Source organism: uncultured Pedobacter sp. (assembly GCF_913776295.1).
In the GTDB taxonomy this organism is placed as follows: domain Bacteria; phylum Bacteroidota; class Bacteroidia; order Sphingobacteriales; family Sphingobacteriaceae; genus Pedobacter.
This window is the reverse complement of the sequence record NZ_CAJYOJ010000072.1, coordinates 1-23,898: the sequence shown is the minus strand read 5'-3', so window position 1 is coordinate 23,898 and position 23,898 is coordinate 1. Positions and strand designations below refer to the sequence as shown.

The window sequence follows — 23,898 nt, the reverse complement described above, 5'->3', positions numbered from 1 at the left end:
GATCATGAATATCTGGAAAGATCATCTTTGGCCGCTTTTTTTAAGCTTTGTTCAGCTCGTAAAAACATTCATCAAACAACCAAAATATCATACAATCTTTGTTCAATGACTTTTTAAGGAACGACTAATTAAATTCTGTCCGTACGGTTAAGCTTATCGCGTCTAAGGATCTCGAAAATGAATACATGTAGCTTTATTTAACTGGCCGGTCAGTAGCTCGTATCAATTTTATACATCCTAAAGACTTGCGTAATCTGGCGGACAGTCGGGATAATCAGGAAAAGATAATTAAGCTTATTTACTTATCGGTTTTTTTTTTTTGGAACAGCAGGCCTACAATTGAAAAAAGAATTACAGCGGCAGCTCCAACTACATTGAGCCACAAAAATGATACGATATCAAACTCATATATGGCAACCACCACTATTTCAGAGAGAATGGCTGCAATAAAAACCACGCGACCATTTACCTGCTTAAAATAAAAAGCGACCAGGAAGATACCCAGAATAGGCCCATAAAAAAGTGAACCCAATACATTAACGGCTTCAATAAGCGAACCCATTTGCGTGGCAAACATGGCCACTGCGATTGAAAAAATACCCCAGGCTAAAGTATGCAAACGGCTATATTTTAATTCCGTTTTGTCGTCAACTTCTTTTTTACCAAAAATGAGGTGTACATCTTTTAGAGAACAAGCTGCCAGCGAATTTAACGCTGCCGAAATCGAACCCCAGCTGGCCAAAAAGATGACGGCGAAAAGCAGACCAATCATCCCAACCGGAAGGGTATTTTTTACAAAATATAAAAAAATATAATTGGTATCGGTTTTCTCTGCATTGTAATTTGATTTATTGATGGCCTCTTCTACCCTGCTGTGCAGCTCCTTTACTTTTTTTTGGGTCGATTTAAAATCATCCAGGGAAGCATTTAGAGTGGGTGATTGCCTTTCCTTTTCTTTAAGGAGGTTCTTCGACTGCTGGTTAAACTTTTGGGCTAATGCCTGGTGTTCTTTTTCGAAAGCAGCGGCCTGCAGAGGCTGTGTTTCTTTTAAATGTTGATAAGACCGTTCATTGAAGTAAATCGGGGCCGGTTTTAAAGAAAAAAAAGCAAATAATAATGCGCCGATCAAAAGGATCGCAAACTGCATCGGGATTTTGACCAATCCGTTTAACAGTAATCCCATTTTGGCATTGGTATTATCTTTAGCAGTAATATATCTTCCAACCTGGCTCTGGTCTGTGCCGAAGTAAGAGAGTGCCAGGAAAAATCCACCAATTAATCCGCTCCAGATATTGTATTTATCCTTCCAATCGAAACTGGTGGTAATCACATTTAATTTACCCGATTTTCCTGCGAGATAAAGCGCATCTTTAAACCCGATCCCATTAGGCATATGTTGCACCAGAAGATATCCGGCAAAGGCCATGGTACCTAGTATAATCAAAAACTGCAGCTTCTGCGTATGCGCAATTGCCTTTGCTCCGCCCACATAAGTATAAATCAATAAAATCCCTCCTGTAAGGATATTGGTTAAATAAATATTCCAGTTTAAAACGCTGGACAGGATAATACTTGGTGCATAAATACTGATACCGGTTGATAATCCCCGTGAAAAAAGGAACAGCAATGAGGTTAAGACCCTCGTTTTTTTATCAAAACGGTTCTCTAAATATTCGTAGGCCGTGTATACATTTAACCGCTGAAAAATGGGGATGAATGTAATGCAGATCACAATCATAGCCAATGGCAGACCGAAATAATACTGTACAAAGCGCATGCCATCGGTATAAGCCTGACCTGGCGCTGATAAAAAAGTAATGGCACTGGCCTGTGTAGCCATAATGCCCAGCAGCACAATGTACCAGGGCATTTTATTATCAGCCTTTAAATAGGATGCATTGCTTTTTTGCCCGCGACCAATAAAAATGCCATAGGTTACCACAGCAAGCAAAGTAAATATCAATACGGCCCAATCGATATTACTCATGTCCAGAATTTGGTAAACAAATAGTAAAATGTAAGCTGAAATACCAGCGCAAGCGCTAAAAGGATGTACCAGGTATTCCAGTTTTTAAGTTGGTTTTTCATCACTTTCCGGCTGATAAAAAGTTAAAGAACAACCTGGCTGCGCCAACATTCCCGGCAGGCAGTTGTCTGAAAAATGCCAGCGGTGTATAAATGAAATTCCCTTTACCATATTTAGCATACAAGGTTGATCCCTGAAGCGGCTCCTCACCGGTATCATGCATTTCAAAGAGCGTTTCATATTTAGCATCCCATTGATCAGGAAAGTAAGCGCCACGTTCCTGCACCCAACCTTTAAAATCATCGGCAGTAATTTTATTTGGATAGTTCAGTACTTTATGGTCAGGTTTTAAAAATTTAACTTCCGCATTTTCTTCAGTTACCCTTTTACCACTAATGTTCAACGGATAAATACCGAAATCCTGAAGCGCCATATCCTGCGTAGTATTATACTGCATCACCATGGTTCCACCATTTTCTACATAACTGCGTAAAGCAGTTTGCCAGTTTTTAATTCTCTTTTCGGTATTGATTACTCTTACACCGGTTACCACAGCATCATAAGTTGCTAATTTGGCCGGGCTTAAGATATCTGCTTCCGTCAGTACATCAACCTGTAAACCGGCTTGTCTTAAAAACTCCGGAATAAGGTCTCCCGCACCTTCGATATAACCGATTTTTTTCGCCAATACTTTTGTATCTCCTTTGATTAACCAGGTAGTGGCCGGAACGAAATACTGTAGGGTTGGCAAATGCGGGTACTGAATTAATACCTGTCCTCTTGAATATTCATTTGTTTCTGATGAAAAAACCGCTTCCAGTTTATTTTGGGTGGTTTTAATTTTTGCTAAATCTTCGATTGGCAGCAGGAAATTCATCGTGTTAATGGTATTTTCAGCCAGGTTTATCCCTTGAAAGGTCTTTACTATCTGGTTGCCGATCTTAAAACTAACCTTACCATAATTAATGTTTTTATTGGCCTTAAAGCGAAGGCTAATATTTAAAGCTTCTTTTTCTTTGGCGAAATAAACAGGTTCGCTAAAACTCAAATCAAGTGGTGGGATAACACGGAGTGCTTCTACTACATCTCCTTTTACAGGATCTAATTTTTTAAAGGATAATGGCAAGCTGACCGCAAATTTTTCAGATTCTATTTTCAATGTTAACCATACATTAATGGGCGATTGCATTTCCGGAAGTCCGATCAGTGTATCATTTGCCACGCTAAATGTTGCCGCATTTTTTGCAGGCCTAGCTAACCAATAGGGTTCAGTAGGTACAGCATCTGCCGGAATCTGGATCTTACGTTCCACGGTAATCAGCGAATCGTTGGCCAGCGTCCTGTTTAAATGATCAGTCTGGTTTAACCAGTTTACACTTTCTACCTTTACCGGGGTAGCCGATCTGGAAATTAAGTTTAAACGGAAATTATAACTGTTGCCGGCAAGCACTTCGGGCTGATTGGTTACCACCTCGCCCATAAAACCTGCACTGCTTAAAATGATATTATCAATCGCAGCTAGTTTATCTTTTCTCAACGCTACATCCTGCAATTCTGCAATTTTTCTTCTGAGCATCAACAGTCCGTGCAAACTTTTATCTGGCTGGTTATAGTCAAATGATAACAATATAATATCAATCAGTTCATCAATATCTCCTATACCTTTGTCTGACCAGTTCATGCTTAAACCATCAAAAAGCGTCCTTTTGGCAGGATCGCCCAAAACATTGACAAAATATTCGGAACGTATACCAGCCACAGACTGTGTTCCTGCCCCTTGGCTTTTATGCAAACTTCTGCTTAATCCAGCCAACTCTCCATACCCCATTCCCAATTGAGCATCATATTGTCCAACGGATACCTTTAATTGATTTTCAGCTGTTGTATTAACTGCACCAAACCTGAAGGTATTCCATAACAATCTTTTGGGCTGCCAAACAGCAACGTATTTCAGCTGTTCAGGAAACATATTTTTATCGGCGGCCGCCTTAAATGCTTTTTCGGCAACAACTGCAGAAGCGGCATGTTGTCCATGTCCTGCAGCAGCAGTTGGCGGGAAACGACAGATCATCACATCCGGCCTGAATTTTCTGATTACCCAAACCACATCGGCCGTAATGCTATCGGCATCCCACTGTTTAAAAGTATCGTTGGTATTCTTCGAGAAACCGAAATCAATGGCCCTGGTAAAAAACTGTTGCGCGCCATCCAATTTACGGGCTTCTAAGAGTTCGTGCGTTCTGATCAGTCCTAATGCCGCCCCTTGTTCGGTACCCAAAAGATTTTGGCCGCCGTCTCCCCTGGTAAGCGACAAGTATGCTGTTTCTACATTTTGCTCGTTAATCAACCAAGACAATAAACCTGTATTTTCATCATCCGGATGTGCTGCCAAGTATAAAACCTTCGGCAGGTGCTTCAAGGTTTTAAGTTCTCTGTAAATCTCGGAAGATTTTGCCGGCCGAACTTGTTGCGCTGTACAGCACATTACCGGAAAAAACAGGGTAAATAGGACAGTTAATCTTTTGAACATATTAGTTGTTTTGCAAAATTCAAATATGCTCAAAAAGCTTTTATTTTACCGCCTCCAAAACGAAAAAGGTACAAAAAAAGGCGTTTGACCATTTACAGTTCTTTGAAGAGAGATTCGAGCAGATGGATGTATAAGCTAATTCCCTCTTCGATTTCATCAATCAATACAAACTCATCAGCAGTATGCGATCTGGCTAATTCTCCAGGTCCCATTTTTACCGATGGCATCGTGAGCCAACCCTGATCAGAACTTGTAGGGGACACATAGGTTTTTCTGCCAAGTGCCTGTCCGGCCACTACCAGCGGATGCAATACATCGATATTGGAAGGATGGAGCACATTGGGGCGTACATTAAAATTGCTCATGGTATGGTTGATGATGACGTTCAGGATTTCGCGCGGGGTATAATTGTGATCGAAACGGATATCGACTGTAAAATGGCATTCTCCAGGAACTATATTATGCTGCAAACCTGCATTTATTTGCGTAACCGTCATTTTTACCGGCGCTGGTGAGTTATCCTCAATCGGAAACTGAAAATGTGAAAACCAATCGATATCATTGATGGCTTTATAAATGGCATTATCGCCTTCTTCACGTGCAGCATGTCCAGATCTGCCTTTGGCTACACAATCAATTACCATCGAACCTTTTTCGGCAATGGCCATTTGCATACCTGTGGGTTCGCCAACGATGGCAAAAGAAATGGGCTTAAGCTCATTCAATATACTTCTGATGCCATTTAAACCCGAGTTTTCTTCTTCACCCGTAGCTGCTAAACATAAATTGAAAGCAAGATCAGTCGATTCGTAAAAATAAATAAAGGTAGAAATAAGCGAGACCAGCGAAGCACCCGCATCGTTACTGCCTAAACCATGTATTTTTTCATCATCTATGATGGCGTGGAAAGGATCTAATGTATATTGCTCATTTGGTTTTACAGTGTCATGGTGCGAGTTGAGGAGAATAGTCGGCCTGGTATCGTCGAAATACTTATTGTAACACCATACATTATTGTTTTTACGGATGGTATTAATACCATGCTTAGCCAGGTACGCTTCTATTTCATTGGCAGTACCCTGCTCTGAGCCACTAAAAGATGGGATGGCGATTAAAGCAGACAAAAGTTCTACAGCTTCGTTATATAATAGATTTAAATCAGGATGATTGCCGATCAGTTGTTTTTCTACATTCATGGCTTGTATTAAATGCTTTTAAGGTTTAGGCTTTGTTTCAATTTTAGGGTATTTTCTGCACTGGCGATTAGCTGATCGATATGTGCCGGACTGAACAGCATCGCCGTGCACAAACAGTTACTTTTATTTTTGCTTTCGAGAATGGAATAGTTTACACAGCTTTTGCAACCTTCCCAAAAGTCAGCATCCTGTGTAATTTGCGCAAAGGTTACGGGCTCGAACCCGAGTTGACTATTCATTTTCATAATGGCTGCGCCAGAGGTAATGCTGAATATTTTGGCGTCGGGAAATAAGCGACGGGAAAGACTAAAAATTCTGTTTTTGATACTTTTGGCAACACCAGAGTTCCTAAATTTAGGTGCAACAATCAATCCTGAATTAGATATGAAAGTATCTTTTTGCCAGCCCTCTAAATAAGAAAAGCCAACCCATTGGCCGGTAGCAGTGACTGCAATTACAGCTTTGCCGGCATTCATTTTTTCGACTATGGAAGCCGGTGTTCTTTTCGCAATCCCCGAACCCCTTAACACTGCTGAACTTTGTGTTTCGGCTACTATCTCATCTGCATATTTTGCATCTTCCCGGGTTGCGACCCTGACAAAAATTATTGATTTGTTCATTTTAATAAAATTTCATATCTGCTGGTCATCAAAAGCAATACCTCAGACCAAAAAAAATAATCAAGCAGCTGATTAACAATGTAATAATTTAATAAAACAGAAAATCAGCAGGTCAGATACAAGCAAACACCTGTCATTTTGAAAGGCTTTTTATCATATTGAAAAGCAATTCATTTTACCAGATGGAAGGATTGAGTTAAAAGCCGGTCCGGGAGGGTCTAATTATCATATTCCTTAATTATTCGGTATATTTATTGTTAATATTGCAGCATAAATTTAACCTATGAATGGGATGGTCCTCATCATTGATGATGAAAAGAAAATCTGTAGTTTACTTTCCAGAATTATAGAATTGGAGGGCTTTAAAACTCTCCAGGCAAATACAGGTAAAGAAGGGCTCAAACTTTTGAAAAATAATGATGTCAGCATTGTCATCAGCGATGTGAAACTTCCCGACGTAAATGGTGTTGCATTGGTTAAAGACATCAAGGCTATAAAATCCTATGTAGAAATCATTAACCTTACGGCTTATGGCACTATTGCTGATGGTGTTTCGGCCATTAAAAACGGGGCATTTGATTATCTTGTAAAAGGTGACGATAATGAAAAGATTATTCCGCTTTTATACAAAGCGATGGATAAATCAAATCTGCAGCGCAGGGTTTCTGACCTCGAAAACAAAATTGCCAAAAAACATAGCTTTGAAACGATTATCGGCCAGTCAAAAACATTAAAAGAAGCGATTGATCTGGCAAAAAAAGTAAGCAAAACCGATACCACCGTTTTATTGCTAGGTGAAACCGGAACAGGAAAAGAAGTTTTTGCACAGTCTATTCACTATGAAAGTCTTCGGGCGGCAAAACCCTTTGTGGCTTTAAACTGTAGCGGTTTCAGTCCGGATTTATTGGAAAGCGAATTATTCGGATATAAAGCCGGAGCTTTTACAGGTGCCAATAAGGATAAGAAAGGGCTGCTGGAAGAAGCCAACGCTGGTACGTTATTATTGGATGAAATAGGAGAAATGAACCTGGATTTGCAGGCCAAATTGTTACGTGTACTGGAAAGCCAGACTTTTATCAAGGTGGGTGATACGCAAACGCAACAGGTTAACGTTCGGATTTTAGCGGCCACCAATAAAGATTTAAAAGCTGATGCATTATCAGGAAAATTCCGATCGGATCTATATTATCGCCTTTCTGTTTTTACCATCACCTTGCCTCCGCTCCGAGAGCGCAAAGCCGATATCCCGGCACTGGCAGCATTTTATCTGAAAGAATTTGCCAATAAGGTAAATCGGTCTGCGCCGAAAATGGATGATAAAATCTTATCCCTATTGAACGGCCATAGCTGGAAAGGAAACATCCGTGAGTTAAAAAATGTCATCGAGCGTTTGGTTATTTTATCAGATGGTGATCAATTGAGCGCCACAGCCCTCCCGCCTGAGTTCTTTGAATTTACGCCGATAGAAAACGACTATAACCTGCAACAAATCGAGAAACAGCACATTCAAAAGGTACTCATCCATACCAAAGGCAACAAAACGGAAACTTCCAGATTATTGGGAATCGGTTTAACCACACTTTACCGAAAGATAGAAGAGTATCAGATTAGGGAGTTTTGAATAAAGTCGGAAGTCAGGGGTCCGAAGTCGGATGACTGTGCGTCAAATGTGATATCTCCTAGAATGTTCTTAAATGGTAAAAAGGCTCAGCAGCCCTTCCCCATTCTCTTAAACTAAATTCGGTTAATAATTTGAATGAACGGTCGTCACCCTGAACTTCCGCCCGGCCGCTCGGACTGGTGTTTCAAGCTCTTTATAGCCAGGCGGTGTAATAGGAAAGATGCTGGAATAAATCGATAAATATCGGATGAACGGAAATAGCCCACAGCACAGACTACAAGCGGGACTATAGCAACCTAAACGCTACCAACCTGCTTTCCTAAAAAATAATTTTAAAGTTTTTGATTGGAAAGCATAGCCTGTTTTCCATAGGAGAGTTTGTCCCTGCTCTCCGCTTTACTCTGTTACACTCCATTTTCGCTGCGATCACCCGCCTGCACCGGCAGGGGTTTAGAAACGCAGAACAGTGCTGTAAACCCATGAAAATTAGCCGGATAAGGTGAAGTTTACCAATGAGCAGATAGAAAAATTTATCAATTTTTAACGAAACAGCTTAATTTCCAGATCGCTAGCTCTTCCCAGCGGGACGATTCTTGGTAGCCAATTGCGAATTGGCGTTTTCGTTCCATAGGAACGTTTCATGTTGTCGACATTAATACACGCACAAGCCGTGCCACCCAAACCCGATCTGATAGATTCTATCGGCTGTAGCACAACGAAACGGCTCCCAATAAAGTACATTTATTTTGAACATTAAAGGATTTCAGGTTGCCGTGCGGTCGGATGTTACCATCTGATAGAAAATAAATTATTTATTTTAGCGCACTAAATTTTAGGATAATTTCATCTGTCTCAAATCGCATGTCTCATATCTCACATCTCCCTAAGCACCAAACCTGATCCATTTATCACCTTCATGGCCGAAGATAAATGAACCTGGATGCAGCATTTCAGCAATATCCTCAATAAGTGAAACAGCATTTTCTGCCGTCCGTTCCCGGTCTACATCATCATTTAATAGAATAATGCGGTTGTTGTTTACTGCTGGCCAGTTGGTATCCAATAAAGAAGGTATTTCACGCATTAAATCGTTGAGCGTTTTACCAGGCTCATAATAGACGATAAAAACAGCGCTTAGCATATCGGTTTCCAACATGCCCCCTGCCAAAGTAATCTCTTCAGAAAGTAAATAGACTGGATAATTATTAGTATCGACGCAGGCAACAGGCACTTTATCCATAAATTTAATCTTGTGTTCTACCAGATCTAAACGCTCCTGCAATTCTTCCCGTTTAACTTCGTCGAGGCCAATAAATAAATCGTTTAAAAAAGACATCTGCATTAAATTTATTAATTTGTGCAAAAATAACATTCCTGATCGCATGCGAGGCTCATTTAACTATATATTTTGGATTTTTTGTGTCATCTTACTCTTTTCCTGTAAAGAAAATATTGATCACAAAGACAAAAAAGTCTTCAATATTAACCTAGATCAGGGCTTAACTTCAATTGATCCGGCTTTTGCCCGCAACCAGAATGCCATCTGGATGACTAACCAGATTTTTAATGGGTTAGTACAAATCGACTCTTCCCTGCAAACGCTTCCCTGTATTGCCAAAAGCTGGCAGGTTTCGGAAGATGCATTAACCTATACTTTTAATCTTCGCAATGATGTTTACTTTCACGATGATCCGATTTTCAAAAGCGGAAAAGGACGAAAGGTAATTGCAAGCGATTTTGTATACAGTTTTTATCGGTTAATCGACCCCAAAGTGGCCTCATCAGGCGGGTGGATTTTTAGTGATAAGGTGAAGGACAAAAACAATTTTATTGCCCTGAACGATTCTACCTTCCAGATTAAACTGGTACGCCCCTTCCCGCCCTTCACGAGTTTGCTTACTACCCAATATTGCTCTGTTGTACCCAGAGAGGTGGTAGAACACTATGGTAAAGATTTCAGGAGCCATCCGGTAGGTACCGGCCCTTTTAAATTTAAATATTGGAAAGAAGGTGAAATACTGGTGCTGCTAAAAAACGAACATTATTTTGAAAAAGACGCGAAAGGAACGGCCTTACCTTACCTTGATGCCATCAAAGCCAGTTTTATTACCGATAAGCAAAGTGGCTTCATGAGTTTCCTGAAAAAGGACCTGGATTTTTACTATAATGTAGACGGCAGTTACCGAGATGATATCCTGACCAAAAGCGGAAAAATGACCTCTAAGTATACCGGCAAATTTACGCTCACTAAAAGTCCTTACCTTTGCACGGAATATGTTGGTATTTTGGTTGATACCAATCTTGCGATTGTAAAGAAATCGCCGCTGCGCTTTAAAAAAGTCAGACAGGCTATTAACTATGCGATAGACCGTGACCGTTTAATTAAATACTTAAGAAATGGAATCGGCGTTTCGGCAACATCTGGTTTTATTCCTAAGGGTATGCCTGGTTTCGATAGCCTGGCGGTTCGGGGATATGCCTATAATCCAAAGCTTGCCGCAAAACTTTTAGCAGAAGCGGGTTTCCCGGAAGGGAAAGGGATGGGAGAAGTAACGTTAAATACGACAACAACTTATAAGGATCTGATTGAATTTATTCAAGGTCAACTTACTGCAGTAGGGATTAAAGTTAAAATTGATGTCAGCCCTAGCGCCAGCCTCCGGGATCTGATGTCGAAAAATAGCGTCAACTTTTTCCGTGGTTCCTGGCTGGCTGATTATGGCGATGGCGAGAATTTTCTTTCCATGTTCTACTCCAAAAACAAAGTACCTTACGGACCAAATTATACCGCTTTTTACAACAAGGAATTTGACCAGCTTTTTGAAAAAAGCTATTACGAAAGCGATAATGAAAAACGTTTTGAGCTGTACCGAAAAATGGACCAGATGGTAATGGATTACGCTCCGGTTATCCCTTTATTTTACGATCAATCGGTTGTAATGCTACAGAACAACATTAGCGGTTATTCTTTTAATCCGCTAAGTCTGATGATTTTAAAAAGGGTAAGGAAAATTTGAAAAAGCAAATGTATTTCTTAAAATTAGGTATAAACATTCATTCATTTGATTGGAGTATAAAAAGCTTTATTGTTAATAGCAATAATTATCTTTAATTTTGAGTATGGATGCATTAATAGTTTACCCGGAAAACAAGGAACAGCTTACTGCTTTGAAAGCAGTAATAAAAGCAATGAAAATCACTTTTGAACAAAAAAGTGAGGTCATCCCTAAGGCGGTAAAAGAGGGTATTAAAGAGTCTTTGCAACAAGCCGATTCAGGTGATCTAACACCATATACTGGCATCAGGGAAATGATCCGCAAATAATGGCTTTAAGTATTTTTTATACAAAAAGAGCAAAAGAAACAATTACCTTAGTTTATCTTTCCATACAACAGAAGTTTGGAGATCGTGTTGCTAATAAGTTCATCAAAAAAACGGAAAAAACGATAAAATTAATTTCAGAACAACCATATATGTTTAAAGAATCCTCATTCGAAATAAATGTTAGGATTGCTCTGATTACAAAACAAACTTCAATCTTTTATCGCGTTACCAATGATTCTATACATATATTATTTTTTTGGAACAATCTGCAAGAGCCGCTAAGTATTTAAGCGAAAATTAAATAAAAAAGCTTCCTGTTTTCGATCCTATCTTGCAGACACATCTTTATGTGTGCCCAACCTTATTTTGCAGCTCTGTTTTAAACCTGTGAATAAAACACAAAAGTCTACTTTTTACCCATTAACTTCCTTTTAAGGAAATCAGCCGTTGCTTCGCTTACTTTTAAACCATTTGAAAATTTCATCCAGTGGTGGGTATCATCCGGGATGGCCAAAAATTCAAAATCAAACTTTTTATCTTCAAAACGTTTAGCGAGATCCACGCTTTGGCTAAAAGCAACATTCCGGTCATCATCGGCATGAATAATTAATGTGGGAGAAGTCCAGGTTGCTATATAGCTTACGGGTGATGATTGTTCGGCTATCTTTGCTGCAAGTGCCGCATCAGGAGCAGGCTTTCTGCCTTCCTGATCTGAAGTCGTAAACCGGTTATTTACCCCATGAATATCTACACCAGCGGCAAACAATTTAGAATCTTTGCCAAGAGCCAGCGCGGTGAGGTATCCGCCGTATGAACCGCCATAAATCCCGATTTTATCTTTGTTGATATCAGGTTGCGCCGCCAGCCATTCGCCGGCAGCTTTAATATCCTGATATTCTGATGCACCCTGCGCTCCTGCATTTAAGGGTTTATGAAAATCATAACCATATCCAATCCCTAAACGGTAGTTTACAGAGAGCACAGTAAAACCAAGATTCACGAGATATTGATTTAAGGCATAATCTATCGAATAATAATCCATCGGGTTCCAGCCTAAAAACATCTGCCTTTGTGGACCGCCGTGCACATAAACAATTGCAGGTTGATTTTTAACCCCCTTTTTTGGAGAAAACAACTGGCCATAAACAATATTGCCATCGGCAGCTTTAAAGCTCACCTGTTTAGGAACCACCATATCTTTTAGCGGAAAATCAGCTGGAATGAGCGATTCTCCAATAAGCTCCGGCGATTTTCCTGTTATGATCAGCGCAGGTAAAAGCGGCCTTTCGGCAGTAGAACTCAGGCAAAAAAAGGTTTGGTTATCGGCAGCAATAACAGGATAGGCCTCTATGCCTTTGCCAAAAGTTAAGGGCTGCATATTGGCCTGATTGACCGAAACTTTATAAATATGCCTCCTGTCCGTATCATCAACATCCTTGCCCTTGTTGGCGGCAAAAACCAATGTTTTTTTATCGGCACTTAATTTAATGTTCTCCACGGCAAAATTACCGGGGGTAAGTAACAAGCGTTTCGATCCATCCGGATTGATGGCATAAAGATGCGGCCAGCCATCCTCATAAGAGGTAAAAACAATTTTCCCATCCGCCCATAACAGGTTTGCTCCACCATCAGTTGAGGGGAAAGAACCGCGTAAAGTTTCGGGGGCTTTCCAGATCATTTTTCCCGAGCCTGTATTTACATTTACCGTCCATATGGCCCATGGCTGATGTTTTTTAATTAAAATAGAGTCGGTTTCACCCCCTGCACCGGGCGTTCTGATAAATGCAATATCGTTTCCATCCGGAGACCATACCGGTGTATTATCTTTAGAAAACGAGGGTAATAACCATTTTATGGGGTTTTGCTGGTCCGTATAAATACCTAAGAAGGAGTGATCACTCCGGTTTGAAATAAAAGCTATTTTTTTTCCATCGGGCGACCATTTACAGGCTCCGTTAATTCCTCTAGCGTAAAACAGGTTTTTGGCCGATGATGTTCCATCAAGAGAACTGATCATTACCTGACCACTTTTAGCAAAAATAACCTGGTTACTGTTGGGCGAAATTACCGGATGATCACCTTCGCCTAAAGTCACTATCTTACCTCCCTCAAATGGGACACTAAATACCTGCACTTTAGGTGCAATTGGCGAGGAGTTTGCATTAACCGGTCCGCCATCTCTGCCTCCATGATCTCCGCCACGGACAAATACAATCCATTTACCATCAGCAGAAACAGATAAGCTGGTTAGTTCCTGCCCGTCATCTTCGGCATAATCGGTAATTTTTATCGCTTTATAATCAGGTGCTTTTGCTGTGTAGATATTTCTTTTCCCTTGTTCGTTTGCGGCCCAGGCAATTTTAGAACCCACTGGCGAGGCCACTAACTGAGTAGGAAAAGGATAAGATAAAACTGATTTTAAGCTAAAAGACTGCGCGAAAATATGAGAGGTAGAGAGTAGAAATAGTAGAGAAAATATTGCTTTTTTCATTTTATCGGGAAAATTGGTACTAAGCCGCATAACCGGGGACGGATAGCGCTAAGCGAATGGAGCCGGGATACAAAACAGGTAGCGTTTGGCGGAAGCTGGATAAACGCTTCCCGCCAAACACCTCATGCACATTACTGATCCCACCACAGTTTAGTCGTTCTTGGAACATCAGCAGGCACATTTGCACCATTTTTACTTCTTTCTCCCTGAGGATAATCTAAACGGCGTATAAAATCCGGTAGCACAGCATTCACCGGGAGCGTAAAATCTTTGTATTTATAGTCATATCTGCGGGCATCGTTCCATGCTTCCGGATTCAGATAGGTTGCAACATACTTTTCTTTAAAGATCAAATCTTTGGTTAATGCAGCCTCACCGACAGCTACACGCGGATCGGCCAGATAAATTGCTTTATCAGCAGCGGCCACCTGAAATTTATCCATATTAGCACTAATTGCAGCTAAATAGGCGGCATAAGCCCTTGTTCTATTAATGGTTAATGCGGCCTCCGCCTCAATAAACTTCAATTCAGCGTAGGTTGCAATAAATATCGGAGATGTTGGGCTTGTCCAGGGAGAGTTGACAGAGATATAACATTCATCTTTAGTCGTATTTCCGGCTGTACCCCGGTTACCTGCGCCGTTTACGGTACCTATATAAACGTTATTGACGGTTTTATCGGTTATTTTAGCAATTCTGGGATCGAATAAACCATACGTGGTTCCATTAAGATGATCTATCAGCTGTTCAGAAAGCCATCCACCCAAAGATTGTGAGGCATTTGCAATGGCTACGCTTGCCCAAAAATTTCTGATCACAAAACTTCCCATTGCTGCATCATCGGCATTTGAAGCAAAAGAGTTGCTTACGGCATTAAGTACGGCTGTTGGGTTATAAGCTGACGTTTTACTTACCTTATTTAACAGCCTTGCTTTAAGCGCGTACGCAAATTTTAACCAGTTAGCACGTTCGTTTGCGGCAGTTGCACCATAAATGAGGTCGTTTGCAGGGGTTAATTTAACTGTTGAATTTGTTTTTGAAAGTTCTACAATAGCTTCGTCTACGAGCGCCATGCTTTGATTGTAAACCTCTTGTCCACTGTCATATTTCGGTGTAAAGTTAGTGATGTCGAAAGCTTGGGAAAAGGGAGCGTTACCCCATAGGTCGTTAACCATGATCAGGTTATAGGCAATCAGTACATCTGCAACGCCCCTGTATTCACTTGATCCCTGTGCTATAGCCAGTTTTTTCATTTCATTGGCATCAGCCATGGCGAAATAAAGTGCATCCCAGGTGGCACTGAAATCAATAGATTGATAGGTATCACCTGCTCCGCTTGCCGCGGGATTAGCCGTATATTGTACATAAGGTACGATTACACTCGCAACATTATAATTATTTATGCCTGCCTTTGCCGTTGAGGTAGCCAATAAAGATGGTAGTGTTGGTACGGTAACCTGATTAGGGTTATCCGCCAGTTTGTCAAAGTAGCTATCTTTACAGCTTTGCAAACCTAATACTGCTATTAAAGCTGAAAATAATGTATATTTTATATTTTTTTGCATCTTATTTACTTTTTAAAAACCAACATTAACAGAGAAAAGAATAGTTCTGGCACTTGGGTAAGTAAAACCTGCAGAACCATCATTATTACTTCCTGAATCAAAAGAACTGGATTCCGGATCTACACCATAATATTTTGTCCAAAGCCAAAGGTTATTTCCTGTTACTGATAAACTTGCCGATTTTATTGTTTTAGCAGGAAGCCATTTTGCCGGAAGTGCATAACTTAAACTTGCAGAACGCAAACGCACCCACGAAGCATCGGAAACAAATGGTTCAGAAACGTTTCTATAGTATACCCGGTAATAACCTTCTCCATAATCTACACCGTCCACCGTATTTTGGCCTAACCATACGAGTTTAGTATTGGGTGTTCCATTGGCCAACACACCATCAAATACCTTATATGATCTTCTGTCAGCCGTATAATCAGGTAATCCGAAAGCAGCATAAAAATCTTCGAGCCAATTATATTTTTCGAATCCCAAACGGGCATCAAACAATACATTTAAACTGAATTGTTTATACCTGAAAGTATTACCTAAACCGATCACATAATCGGGCTGTGAGTTACCCAATAAGCGCTGTTGTCCGCCAGAAATTACAGGAAAGCCGTTCGCCCCAATCAATAGCGGAAGATTTTTATCTAAGAATACCGGATCCTGTGCCTGGGAAGAATACCTGGTAAAATAACTTCCGTAAATATTTCCATATGGCTGACCTTCAATCAACTTCATGGTAACACCGGCATTTCCATATCCCCTGGCAGCACCATAAACCAGTTCTTTTATACCATTTGGCATGGTTAATACTTTATTCCGATTGGCCGAAAGATTGAGGTTTACATCCCATCTAAATTGCTCGTTAACAATTGGTTTTCCATTAATTACAAGTTCTACTCCTCTATTTCGAATATCGCCTGCATTAATAAATGATGAAACATAACCTGTAGCAGAAGAAACCTGTGCACGTACAATCTGATCTCTACTTAGTGAATAATAATAAGTGAAATCGAATCCTAAACGACTTTTAAGGAATGACATTTCTAAACCAGCCTCAAAAGAGTTTGTAAATTCAGGCCGTAGCATAGTGTTTCCAAGATTTGGAGAAATGGTTAGGCCCGTTGTACCTGTTGGGAGATTGACATAATTGGTAAAACCGGAAGAAGTTGCATATTCTAACGCATCTTTCCCGATCTGGGCATAAGACAATCTTAATTTAGCCTGGCTAATTGCTGTTGGAAGTTTAAAATGATCCGAAAATACATAACTCAAACTTGCTGACGGATAAAAGAAAGATCTGTTATCTTTTGGTAAAGTTGAAGTGATATCGTTTCTACCGGTAAGGGTTAAGAAAAGATAATTATTATAGTCGAAAGTGGCCTCTCCAAAATAACCAACCAATCTTTTCTCTGTTATAGTTTGAGATGGCGTTAACACTTTTGCATTTCCTAAATTGAAGAAATTATAAATACTCAGCTGACTGCCCAGCACACCTACATCTTTCACCCGTTTATCGTAAATTTCCTGCCCAACCCTTAAAGTACCATTTAATCCTTCTGCTATTTTCGTGCTTAATGTTGCTACTAATGTACTATTCAAAGTCCTGAATTTCGTATTGTATTCGCCATAGAAACCAAATTCGTTATCGTAAACATTTTCTCCCGTAAACATCGGCCCGCGGGCTGTTCTAACCCTGTTATCGTTGTAAGTATCTACGCCAAAACGGTATGCAAAATTTAACCATTTAACTGGCTCATATACTACGCTTGCTCCGCCGATAAAGCGGTTTACATCGCCTTTCAATTTATTGTTTGCAGTTCCCCATATCGGATTGTTAGTACCCAGGTACACCTGTGTACCATCAGGATTTTCCGAATTAGCTACATCATAACGTGGCGACCAATAGGCCAAACCTTCACCAAATCTGTCGGCACTATAAGTATAACCGCCAGAATTGTTGAAATTCATATTTACCGAAGCTTTAAGTTTAGGGCTAATCGTAAAATCGGTATTCAACCTTGCAGAAAAGTTTTTATAATCAGTATTAGGCATCATCCCTTTCTGGTAAAGTTGAGAAACTGATGAAAAGAATTTAATCGCCTCGCTTCCACCAGCAACCGAAACTGAATTTTTGATTTGCTGCCCTGTTCCAAAGGCCTGTTTATAATTATTGTATAGCTGGTCGGGATGTGTCGGATCGATCAATTTTGCCTCAGCGATAGTTGGTCCCCATGCTGGTCCGATCCCTGCAGGAGGATTAGTATAAACACCTCTAACACCCTGTGTATATTCTGTCTGAACATCAGGGCTGATCAATACATTATCAAAGCCATAAGTACTGTTGAGATTAATATTGAATCCGCCGGCCTTGCCCTTTTTTGTGGTAATTACCACAACACCATTAGCCCCCCTCAAACCATATAGCGCAGTTGCTGCCCCACCTTTTAAAATATTGATAGTTTCGATATCTTCAGGATTCACGTCCGAAGCCCTGTTGCTTACCCCTCTCGCCCCATAGGCTGTTCCTCCCGGATTGGCTCCCAATGTTGAGGTGGTGTTATCAATCTGCACGCCATCAATTACATACAAAGGATCGCCCGAAATGTTCGGATCGATCGAGTTAACTCCCCTGATTTTAATATTTGCTCCCTGACCAGGGCCGCCACCTGTACTGGAAATGGTTGCTCCTGCTACCTTTCCCTGTAAAGCATTTATCAGGTTGGGCTGGTGATTAAAATTAAGATCCTTATCATTAACCGTTTGTGCAGCATAACCTAATGATTTGGCCTGTCTGGTAATACCTAATGCCGTTGAAATGGTTACTTCCTGCAGTTCCTGAGCATCTGAAGCTAAAACCGCATTAATAGTGGTCTTATTGCCTACCGTAATTTCCTGTGTTTTATAACCGATCAGGCTAATCACAAGAACAGCGTTGGGCGATGGCACCTGAATAGTAAAACTACCGTTACTATCAGTTGAGGCGCCCGTTGAAGTACCCTTAATTTTTATACTTACTCCGGGTAACGGACCACCATCATCAGAAGAAGTTATTTTTCCTGTTATGGTTTTTACCTGCGCCAAAGTGGCTAGCCCGGTAAATAAAATGCACAGAAAAACAAGCGAGGTAAAGAGTTTTCTCATATCTGGATTATTTAGGACAATGATTTGCTAGTTAAATGCAATATAAGTTTTTAACTAAAGAAAAATGCATAAAACATAATGCAACACGCAATTTAAAGTATTTTTTACATTACAAATTGAGATATCATGCATTAACAGGCATACTGCACACTCAAAAAACCGCAAAAACCTGTGTAAAAATTATGAATACGTCAAAAAACAATTAAATAGCATCTTAAAAACTAACAATATCGCAGTAAAGGAACACTTTTAGCAAACACCCTTCTAAAATAAGGAAAATAAGTATGACTGAAGTGTGCTCAGGTAGCTAGTTATTCAGATTCTTATGATCAAAATTAAAACACAGCGCTAGATTTTGTTCATTACTCGAGTAACTGAAGATTGTTTAAGACCTATGCCAATTGCGCGGTTTGATAACTGGTAGTTTTCTCTCTGAAAACAAAAAAGTCTTTCCAAATTGACGGAAAGACTCTTAATATAAATCTGAATTGTTTTTTTATTGCTGAACGCCAACGCCTATTGCACCACCTTGCTGCTGATCTTGTTTGACATCATCATTTTTAATTTTTTTCTTCTCTGTAAACTTAAGCTTACCGAAAGAATAACTAAAGTTAACACCAAAAGAACGCAATGGATAATAAATATTACTGCTTTGGTAAACAGTACCCAATGGATTGATGGAGTTGTTTTCAGTTTTAATATGCAGGTTCTTTGTAAAAGGATTTAATGTGTTAATACCTATACTTCCTTTTTTATTTAGGATGTCTTTTTTAATTGATGCCCCATAAAAGTAGAAAGGGTCTGTTTTACCCTGATAGGTTCTGCGCGCTGAAGTAGCCACGCCAAACAACTCAAAATTATAGCCTTTACCAAACCCGTAAGCCGAACGACCAAAAATGCTATAGTTTAGAAATGTACCTGTGCTAATATTAGTTGCATTGTTGGTTACCTCATATGTATTAGCAGATATATTACTCATTAAAGTCCATTTCGGTTTAGGATTGTATGAGCCAAAAAGGTTAACTCCGTAAGTTTGTGCAGTACCTACATTTATAAAAGATGATAATACTTTAGTGATATTATTTTCAGTTATAGGTGATATCGAGCTTTCTATTACACCACCGGTACGGCGGTAAAAAACAGAAGCATTGATTACCGAACCTTTAACAAAAGTTGAATAACCCAATTCAAAATTCTGACTTAACTCTGGACTTAACTGCGGATTTCCCTGTTGGATGTTAAATTGATCACTTTCGTTTCTGAATGGATTTAAATAATTTTCACTTGGTCTCTGCACCCTGCGGTTATAGCTAAATTTAACTGTTCCACCTTTCTTTAAAGTCTGAGAGATGATAAAACTTGGGAACAAGTTAAAATAATCGTTTTTTTCTGTGCCGCTGGTTAGTGTATTAAAATCTATTTTAGTGTATTCAGCCCTTAAACCACCTTTAAATTTAATTTTCTTCGTAATATCAAAACTGATTACCCCATAAGCTGCAGCTACATCCTGATTATAATCGAAGTCACGCTCTGATGATCCATACTGGCTCTTTACATTACGGAATATACCTTTGGCACCAACTTCTAAAATAGTCGATTTTGAAAATGGATAAGTATAATCTGTTTGTCCTGTATATTCATTATTCTTAGCCGTATTATCGCTGGCTGTAAGTACTCCGTTAGGGAAAGCAGCCGAAGTTAAGAGGTTGCTAAAGCTTGTAGGCGTACGTCCGGTAGAAAGCTGACCAGAAATGGTAAATTCCTCTCCTTCTTTTTTACTTGTTTTTTTATAATCCACGTTCCAATCCATATTGTTACGGGTCATATCCATATTACTGATATTCGTGGCAGGCAGGTTATTTATGATATAAGTAGCAGAGCCTGGACCTCCGTTGGAGAAACGGTTAAATTTAACATTCGTACTGATGTTGTTATAGGCATTAAAATCATAATCCAAACCTAAACTTCCATTAAGTCCGTTACGGCTCCATTTTGAGATTCCATCCTGAGAGATATTAGTAAAACCGCCTGCATTTAATTGTGTATTATTCACAATTACCACCCTTGAATCTTGAGCATAAGCGAAGTTAGAACCCAGGCTGGTATTTAAACTTAAACGGCCAGTTTTTGCGGTTAAATTAAAAGCACCATTATTTTGACGGGTACCTGCCGAAGCGTTAACACTTCCACTCACTCCCTGGGCATTCGATTTTTTAGTAATGATATTGATGATACCGCCTGAACCTTCCGCATCATATTTAGCCGATGGACTGGTAATTACTTCGACGCTTTTAATCTGCTCTGCAGGGATCATTTTTAAGGCATCAGAAACACTGGCAGCCATTGTACCAGAAGGTTTACCATTAATTAAAACCCTCACCGCTGCACCACGGAGCTGAACATCACCATTGGCATCAACAGAGAGCATTGGCACCTTGCGCATCACATCGGTTGCATCGCCACCTGCATTTGTTCCATCAGCTTCTGCATTGTAAACCATACGGTCTACCTTGTTTTCAATCATGGCTTTAGTACCCTGCACCTGCACATCAGCCAAAGTATTTTCACTTGAGGCAATGTAAATCGTACCAATATTATTGTCGGGTTTAGACGGGGTGGTGGTAACTAGAACAGATTTTGTTTTATAGCCCATAAAACCGATCATCAGTTTATAGGAATCAGGAGAAACATTTTGTAAGGTTAGTTTTCCTTTTTCGTCGGTTACACCGCCGTTCACTGATTTGTTATTTTTTACATTAATCAAAGAAACCGTTGCATAATCAATTGGCTTTTTAGTTAATGAATCGAGTATAGTGGCAGTAATCCGCCCGGTAACGGTAGATTTTTTGGCTGCTCCGCCAAGCCCACCACTGGGAAACTGAGCATGTGCGTTAAAAAATATTCCAAGGATAAAGCTTAATAGTAAAAGTTTTTTCATTTCAAGAGTTTGTCTTTAGTAATTAGTCTGCGCAAATTGCATTTTGTTACAAGAATACACGATACTTTTTACTTTAACTCTATTAATTATTCGGCGAAGGCTATACTTTTATCGGTAAAAAAACATGGAAGAAGAAAAATATAATGGAAAATGGGATGTCAGCTGCTCCATTTTACTTTCTCCTCATACATCTTCCATTTCACAGCTTTACCTCGAAGTATTGTTGGGTCTTGAATAAACCATCTGCATCACATTAATATTCCGCATGGCGAAAGCGGCTTCACAATAATTGAGGTAATAGTTCCACTTGCGGATAAAAGGCTCATCGAAACCTAAAGCTTTAACTTTATGGAGATTTTTATTGAATGCCATAAACCATAAGTGAAGTGTATGGGCGTAATCCAAACCCATATCTTTCAAATCGACCAGGGTTAAATCGCCGGTTTCATTTATGGCTTTATTTATGGCAGCTACCGACGGTAAAAGCGAGCCTGGAAAAATATGCTTTTGAATCCAATCTACACCATTTCTCAATTTATCATACCTGCAATCCGGTGAGGTAATGACCTGAAATGCTAAAATTCCATCAGCTTTCAGTAGTTGCTGGCATTTTTCGAAATAGGTTTCTAAATATTGATGCCCAACAGCCTCCAGCATTTCAATCGATACAATTTTGTCAAAAGTACCTTCTATTTTACGGTAATCCTGAATAATAACTGAAACTTTACCGGCCAGTCCTTCAGCATGCACACGCTCCATCGCCAATTTTTGCTGTTCTTTGGAAATGGTAACCGAAGTAACTTTACAGCCATAATTTTTGGCTAAAAAAATGGCATTACCACCCCAGCCACTTCCAATTTCCAGCACATGGTCTGTAGACTTAATTTTTAACTGTCTGGCCAGGCGATCATATTTGGCATATTGCGAGTCTTCTAAACTTAAATCATCGGGGTTGAAATAACCGCTTGAATAAGTCATGGTTTTATCCAAAAAAGTGGCAAAGAAATCATTGTTCAGATCGTAATGCTCCGAAATATTTTTCTGCGATCCCGCTAAAGTGTTTGCCCTGCGCACGTGGTAAATTTTGTTCACCCATTTAAAAATATTCAGCGCTATGGAATTTACCTTACTGCCGGTTACCGACGGCGCATTTTCAATATTCAGGATGACCCATTTAATCACATTGGTAATATTTGGGGTATCCCATAGGCCGGAGGTATAGCCTTCGCCAAAACCGATATCTCCATAAAGTGCAATAGATTTAAAGAAATCGGGATGATTTACCTGTATATGTGCTTCGATCTGATGTTCACCATTTCCAAACACCAGTACTTCGCCATTTGGCAATGAGAGTTCCAATTTGCCTAATGTCATTTTAGAAAGTGCGTTTAGTACTGCTCTTTCGAAAAATCCCTTTGATGTTCTGACAGCGGTAAGCGTATTCATAGTCTCTGATCTATTTAATTTGTGGTTTGTAAGGTTTATATACGTTGCGTTGCAGCTCGGGGTTTTCGGCTTTTGGATGAAAGGGTATTTTTTTCATCCAGAGTTTGAAAGCCTCCCAGTGGATCATGCCCATGATCTGTAATGGAATTAAAGGCATAGAAAAAAAATACCGCAGTAAAGCTGCATTGGTTAATGGCATCTTTGTTCCCATTAAAGTACTGATAAAAAAGCGCTTGCCTTGCTTATCAATATCATCAATTTTAATATCCAGTGTATCGGCAGGTACTTTTAATTTAAAATCGAATGCATCGTCGTGATCTATAAAGGGGGAAACATAAAAATATTTGGTGGTGACTTTTTTAAAGGTATCACCTTGCAATTCATCTTTTCCAAAGAAAAAAAGTTTCATTTCCCGGTAAGTATTACTGATTTCGGCCACACAACAAACCGGATTTTCTTGCTCATCAAAACAATAATAAAAGGAAACAGGATTAAAGTTATAACCCAGCACATTGAGGTTGGTAAGCAGTTTTATTTTGAGCCTGCTACCATCAACACCATTTTCTTTCAAATAAGCTTCTAAATGCTGACGTGCATTTTTAGTTTTATCGGGATTTTCCTTCGGTAACTGAATGTGTTCAGCATCTCGAAAAGAAAAAAGGTTAAATTTATTCCTGCTGAACCAGCGCAGCTTTTTGTCCAACTGATCCAACTCATCCACATCAATATAAAACATATACACCCTGTACCAAAAAGAATGTTTTTTGGGTGCCAGGCGATGATGCATCACTTTTGCGGTGTAAATAGATGAGTTGATTTGCATTAATAATACAATTTACAAAATTTTATGATGATTTATCCTTCTGAACTTGCTGTCATTCTGAGGAATAATTTATGGTATAAAAATCAATATAAATGACGTAACTGATTTCTTATGCCATACAGCACAGTCTTGCCTCGGCTCACCGCCGCCGAAGGGCTCTTACTTTTTGGCATCAAA

The 23,898-nt window shown here is 39.7% G+C and carries 15 protein-coding genes; 4 read left to right on the top strand and 11 right to left on the bottom strand.

Annotation, left to right across the window (positions count from 1 at the left end; all coding sequences use genetic code 11):
- Positions 1-298 precede the first annotated feature (298 nt).
- The 4 genes from QZ738_RS16375 to QZ738_RS16360 form a co-directional block, all read right to left on the bottom strand.
- A complete protein-coding gene (locus QZ738_RS16375; protein ID WP_293788811.1) occupies positions 299-1,987 on the bottom strand; it encodes a sodium:solute symporter in 1,689 nt (562 codons plus the stop codon).
- 100 nt (positions 1,988-2,087) lie between these two features.
- Positions 2,088-4,556: a PIG-L family deacetylase gene (locus tag QZ738_RS16370; protein ID WP_293788810.1), complete on the bottom strand. Its 2,469-nt coding sequence runs from the start codon at positions 4,554-4,556 to the stop codon at positions 2,088-2,090.
- A gap of 92 nt (positions 4,557-4,648) precedes the next feature.
- Positions 4,649-5,752: a M20/M25/M40 family metallo-hydrolase gene (locus tag QZ738_RS16365; RefSeq protein ID WP_293788809.1), complete on the bottom strand. Its 1,104-nt coding sequence runs from the start codon at positions 5,750-5,752 to the stop codon at positions 4,649-4,651.
- Between the two features lie 8 nt (positions 5,753-5,760).
- On the bottom strand, positions 5,761-6,372 hold the full coding sequence (locus tag QZ738_RS16360) for an N-acetyltransferase (protein ID WP_293788808.1): 612 nt from the start codon (positions 6,370-6,372) through the stop codon (positions 5,761-5,763).
- Positions 6,373-6,655: 283 nt separating this feature from the next.
- Here QZ738_RS16360 and QZ738_RS16355 point away from each other — a divergent pair, with 283 nt between their 5' ends.
- Positions 6,656-7,993 carry a sigma-54 dependent transcriptional regulator gene (locus QZ738_RS16355; RefSeq protein WP_293788807.1) on the top strand — a complete coding sequence of 446 codons (1,338 nt, stop codon included), beginning with the start codon at positions 6,656-6,658 and terminating at the stop codon, positions 7,991-7,993.
- An 883-nt stretch (positions 7,994-8,876) separates the two neighbouring features.
- Here the strand turns inward: QZ738_RS16355 and QZ738_RS16350 are convergent.
- A complete protein-coding gene (locus tag QZ738_RS16350) occupies positions 8,877-9,329 on the bottom strand; it encodes a hypothetical protein (protein WP_293788806.1) in 453 nt (150 codons plus the stop codon).
- A 46-nt stretch (positions 9,330-9,375) separates the two neighbouring features.
- Between QZ738_RS16350 and QZ738_RS16345 the strand changes: the two genes are divergently transcribed.
- The 3 genes from QZ738_RS16345 to QZ738_RS21375 all read left to right on the top strand — a co-directional run bounded on the left by QZ738_RS16345 (position 9,376) and on the right by QZ738_RS21375 (position 11,607).
- Entirely contained in the window at positions 9,376-11,010 is a 1,635-nt protein-coding gene (locus tag QZ738_RS16345) for an ABC transporter substrate-binding protein (protein ID WP_293788805.1), read from the top strand.
- Positions 11,011-11,113: 103 nt separating this feature from the next.
- On the top strand, positions 11,114-11,317 hold the full coding sequence (locus QZ738_RS16340) for a DUF2683 family protein (protein ID WP_293788804.1): 204 nt from the start codon (positions 11,114-11,116) through the stop codon (positions 11,315-11,317).
- A complete protein-coding gene (locus QZ738_RS21375) occupies positions 11,317-11,607 on the top strand; it encodes a type II toxin-antitoxin system RelE/ParE family toxin (protein WP_293744501.1) in 291 nt (96 codons plus the stop codon). The genes QZ738_RS16340 and QZ738_RS21375 overlap by 1 nt, the downstream gene beginning before the upstream one ends.
- A gap of 116 nt (positions 11,608-11,723) precedes the next feature.
- Here the strand turns inward: QZ738_RS21375 and QZ738_RS16335 are convergent, their stop codons facing one another.
- The 6 genes from QZ738_RS16335 to QZ738_RS16310 form a co-directional block, all read right to left on the bottom strand.
- A complete protein-coding gene (locus tag QZ738_RS16335) occupies positions 11,724-13,808 on the bottom strand; it encodes a prolyl oligopeptidase family serine peptidase (RefSeq protein ID WP_293788803.1) in 2,085 nt (694 codons plus the stop codon).
- Between the two features lie 131 nt (positions 13,809-13,939).
- Positions 13,940-15,373 carry a SusD/RagB family nutrient-binding outer membrane lipoprotein gene (locus QZ738_RS16330; RefSeq protein WP_293788802.1) on the bottom strand — a complete coding sequence of 478 codons (1,434 nt, stop codon included), beginning with the start codon at positions 15,371-15,373 and terminating at the stop codon, positions 13,940-13,942.
- 12 nt (positions 15,374-15,385) lie between these two features.
- Positions 15,386-18,514 carry a SusC/RagA family TonB-linked outer membrane protein gene (locus QZ738_RS16325; protein ID WP_293788801.1) on the bottom strand — a complete coding sequence of 1,043 codons (3,129 nt, stop codon included), beginning with the start codon at positions 18,512-18,514 and terminating at the stop codon, positions 15,386-15,388.
- Positions 18,515-19,010: 496 nt separating this feature from the next.
- Positions 19,011-21,452 carry a TonB-dependent receptor gene (locus QZ738_RS16320; RefSeq protein ID WP_293788800.1) on the bottom strand — a complete coding sequence of 814 codons (2,442 nt, stop codon included), beginning with the start codon at positions 21,450-21,452 and terminating at the stop codon, positions 19,011-19,013.
- A 207-nt stretch (positions 21,453-21,659) separates the two neighbouring features.
- Complete coding sequence (locus QZ738_RS16315; RefSeq protein ID WP_293788799.1) at positions 21,660-22,898, bottom strand: cyclopropane-fatty-acyl-phospholipid synthase family protein; 1,239 nt, start codon at positions 22,896-22,898, stop codon at positions 21,660-21,662.
- A 10-nt stretch (positions 22,899-22,908) separates the two neighbouring features.
- On the bottom strand, positions 22,909-23,721 hold the full coding sequence (locus QZ738_RS16310; protein WP_293788798.1) for a DUF1365 domain-containing protein: 813 nt from the start codon (positions 23,719-23,721) through the stop codon (positions 22,909-22,911).
- Between the last annotated feature and the right edge of the window lie 177 nt (positions 23,722-23,898).

Coding starts and splice junctions, on each gene's coding strand:
- QZ738_RS16375 (WP_293788811.1), bottom strand. CDS start 1,987: ATGAGTAATATCGATTGGGCCGTATTGATATTTACTTTGCTTGCTGTG.
- QZ738_RS16370 (WP_293788810.1), bottom strand. CDS start 4,556: ATGTTCAAAAGATTAACTGTCCTATTTACCCTGTTTTTTCCGGTAATG.
- QZ738_RS16365 (WP_293788809.1), bottom strand. CDS start 5,752: ATGAATGTAGAAAAACAACTGATCGGCAATCATCCTGATTTAAATCTA.
- QZ738_RS16360 (WP_293788808.1), bottom strand. CDS start 6,372: ATGAACAAATCAATAATTTTTGTCAGGGTCGCAACCCGGGAAGATGCA.
- QZ738_RS16355 (WP_293788807.1), top strand. CDS start 6,656: ATGAATGGGATGGTCCTCATCATTGATGATGAAAAGAAAATCTGTAGT.
- QZ738_RS16350 (WP_293788806.1), bottom strand. CDS start 9,329: ATGTCTTTTTTAAACGATTTATTTATTGGCCTCGACGAAGTTAAACGG.
- QZ738_RS16345 (WP_293788805.1), top strand. CDS start 9,376: ATGCGAGGCTCATTTAACTATATATTTTGGATTTTTTGTGTCATCTTA.
- QZ738_RS16340 (WP_293788804.1), top strand. CDS start 11,114: ATGGATGCATTAATAGTTTACCCGGAAAACAAGGAACAGCTTACTGCT.
- QZ738_RS21375 (WP_293744501.1), top strand. CDS start 11,317: ATGGCTTTAAGTATTTTTTATACAAAAAGAGCAAAAGAAACAATTACC.
- QZ738_RS16335 (WP_293788803.1), bottom strand. CDS start 13,808: ATGAAAAAAGCAATATTTTCTCTACTATTTCTACTCTCTACCTCTCAT.
- QZ738_RS16330 (WP_293788802.1), bottom strand. CDS start 15,373: ATGCAAAAAAATATAAAATATACATTATTTTCAGCTTTAATAGCAGTA.
- QZ738_RS16325 (WP_293788801.1), bottom strand. CDS start 18,514: ATGAGAAAACTCTTTACCTCGCTTGTTTTTCTGTGCATTTTATTTACC.
- QZ738_RS16320 (WP_293788800.1), bottom strand. CDS start 21,452: ATGAAAAAACTTTTACTATTAAGCTTTATCCTTGGAATATTTTTTAAC.
- QZ738_RS16315 (WP_293788799.1), bottom strand. CDS start 22,898: ATGAATACGCTTACCGCTGTCAGAACATCAAAGGGATTTTTCGAAAGA.
- QZ738_RS16310 (WP_293788798.1), bottom strand. CDS start 23,721: ATGCAAATCAACTCATCTATTTACACCGCAAAAGTGATGCATCATCGC.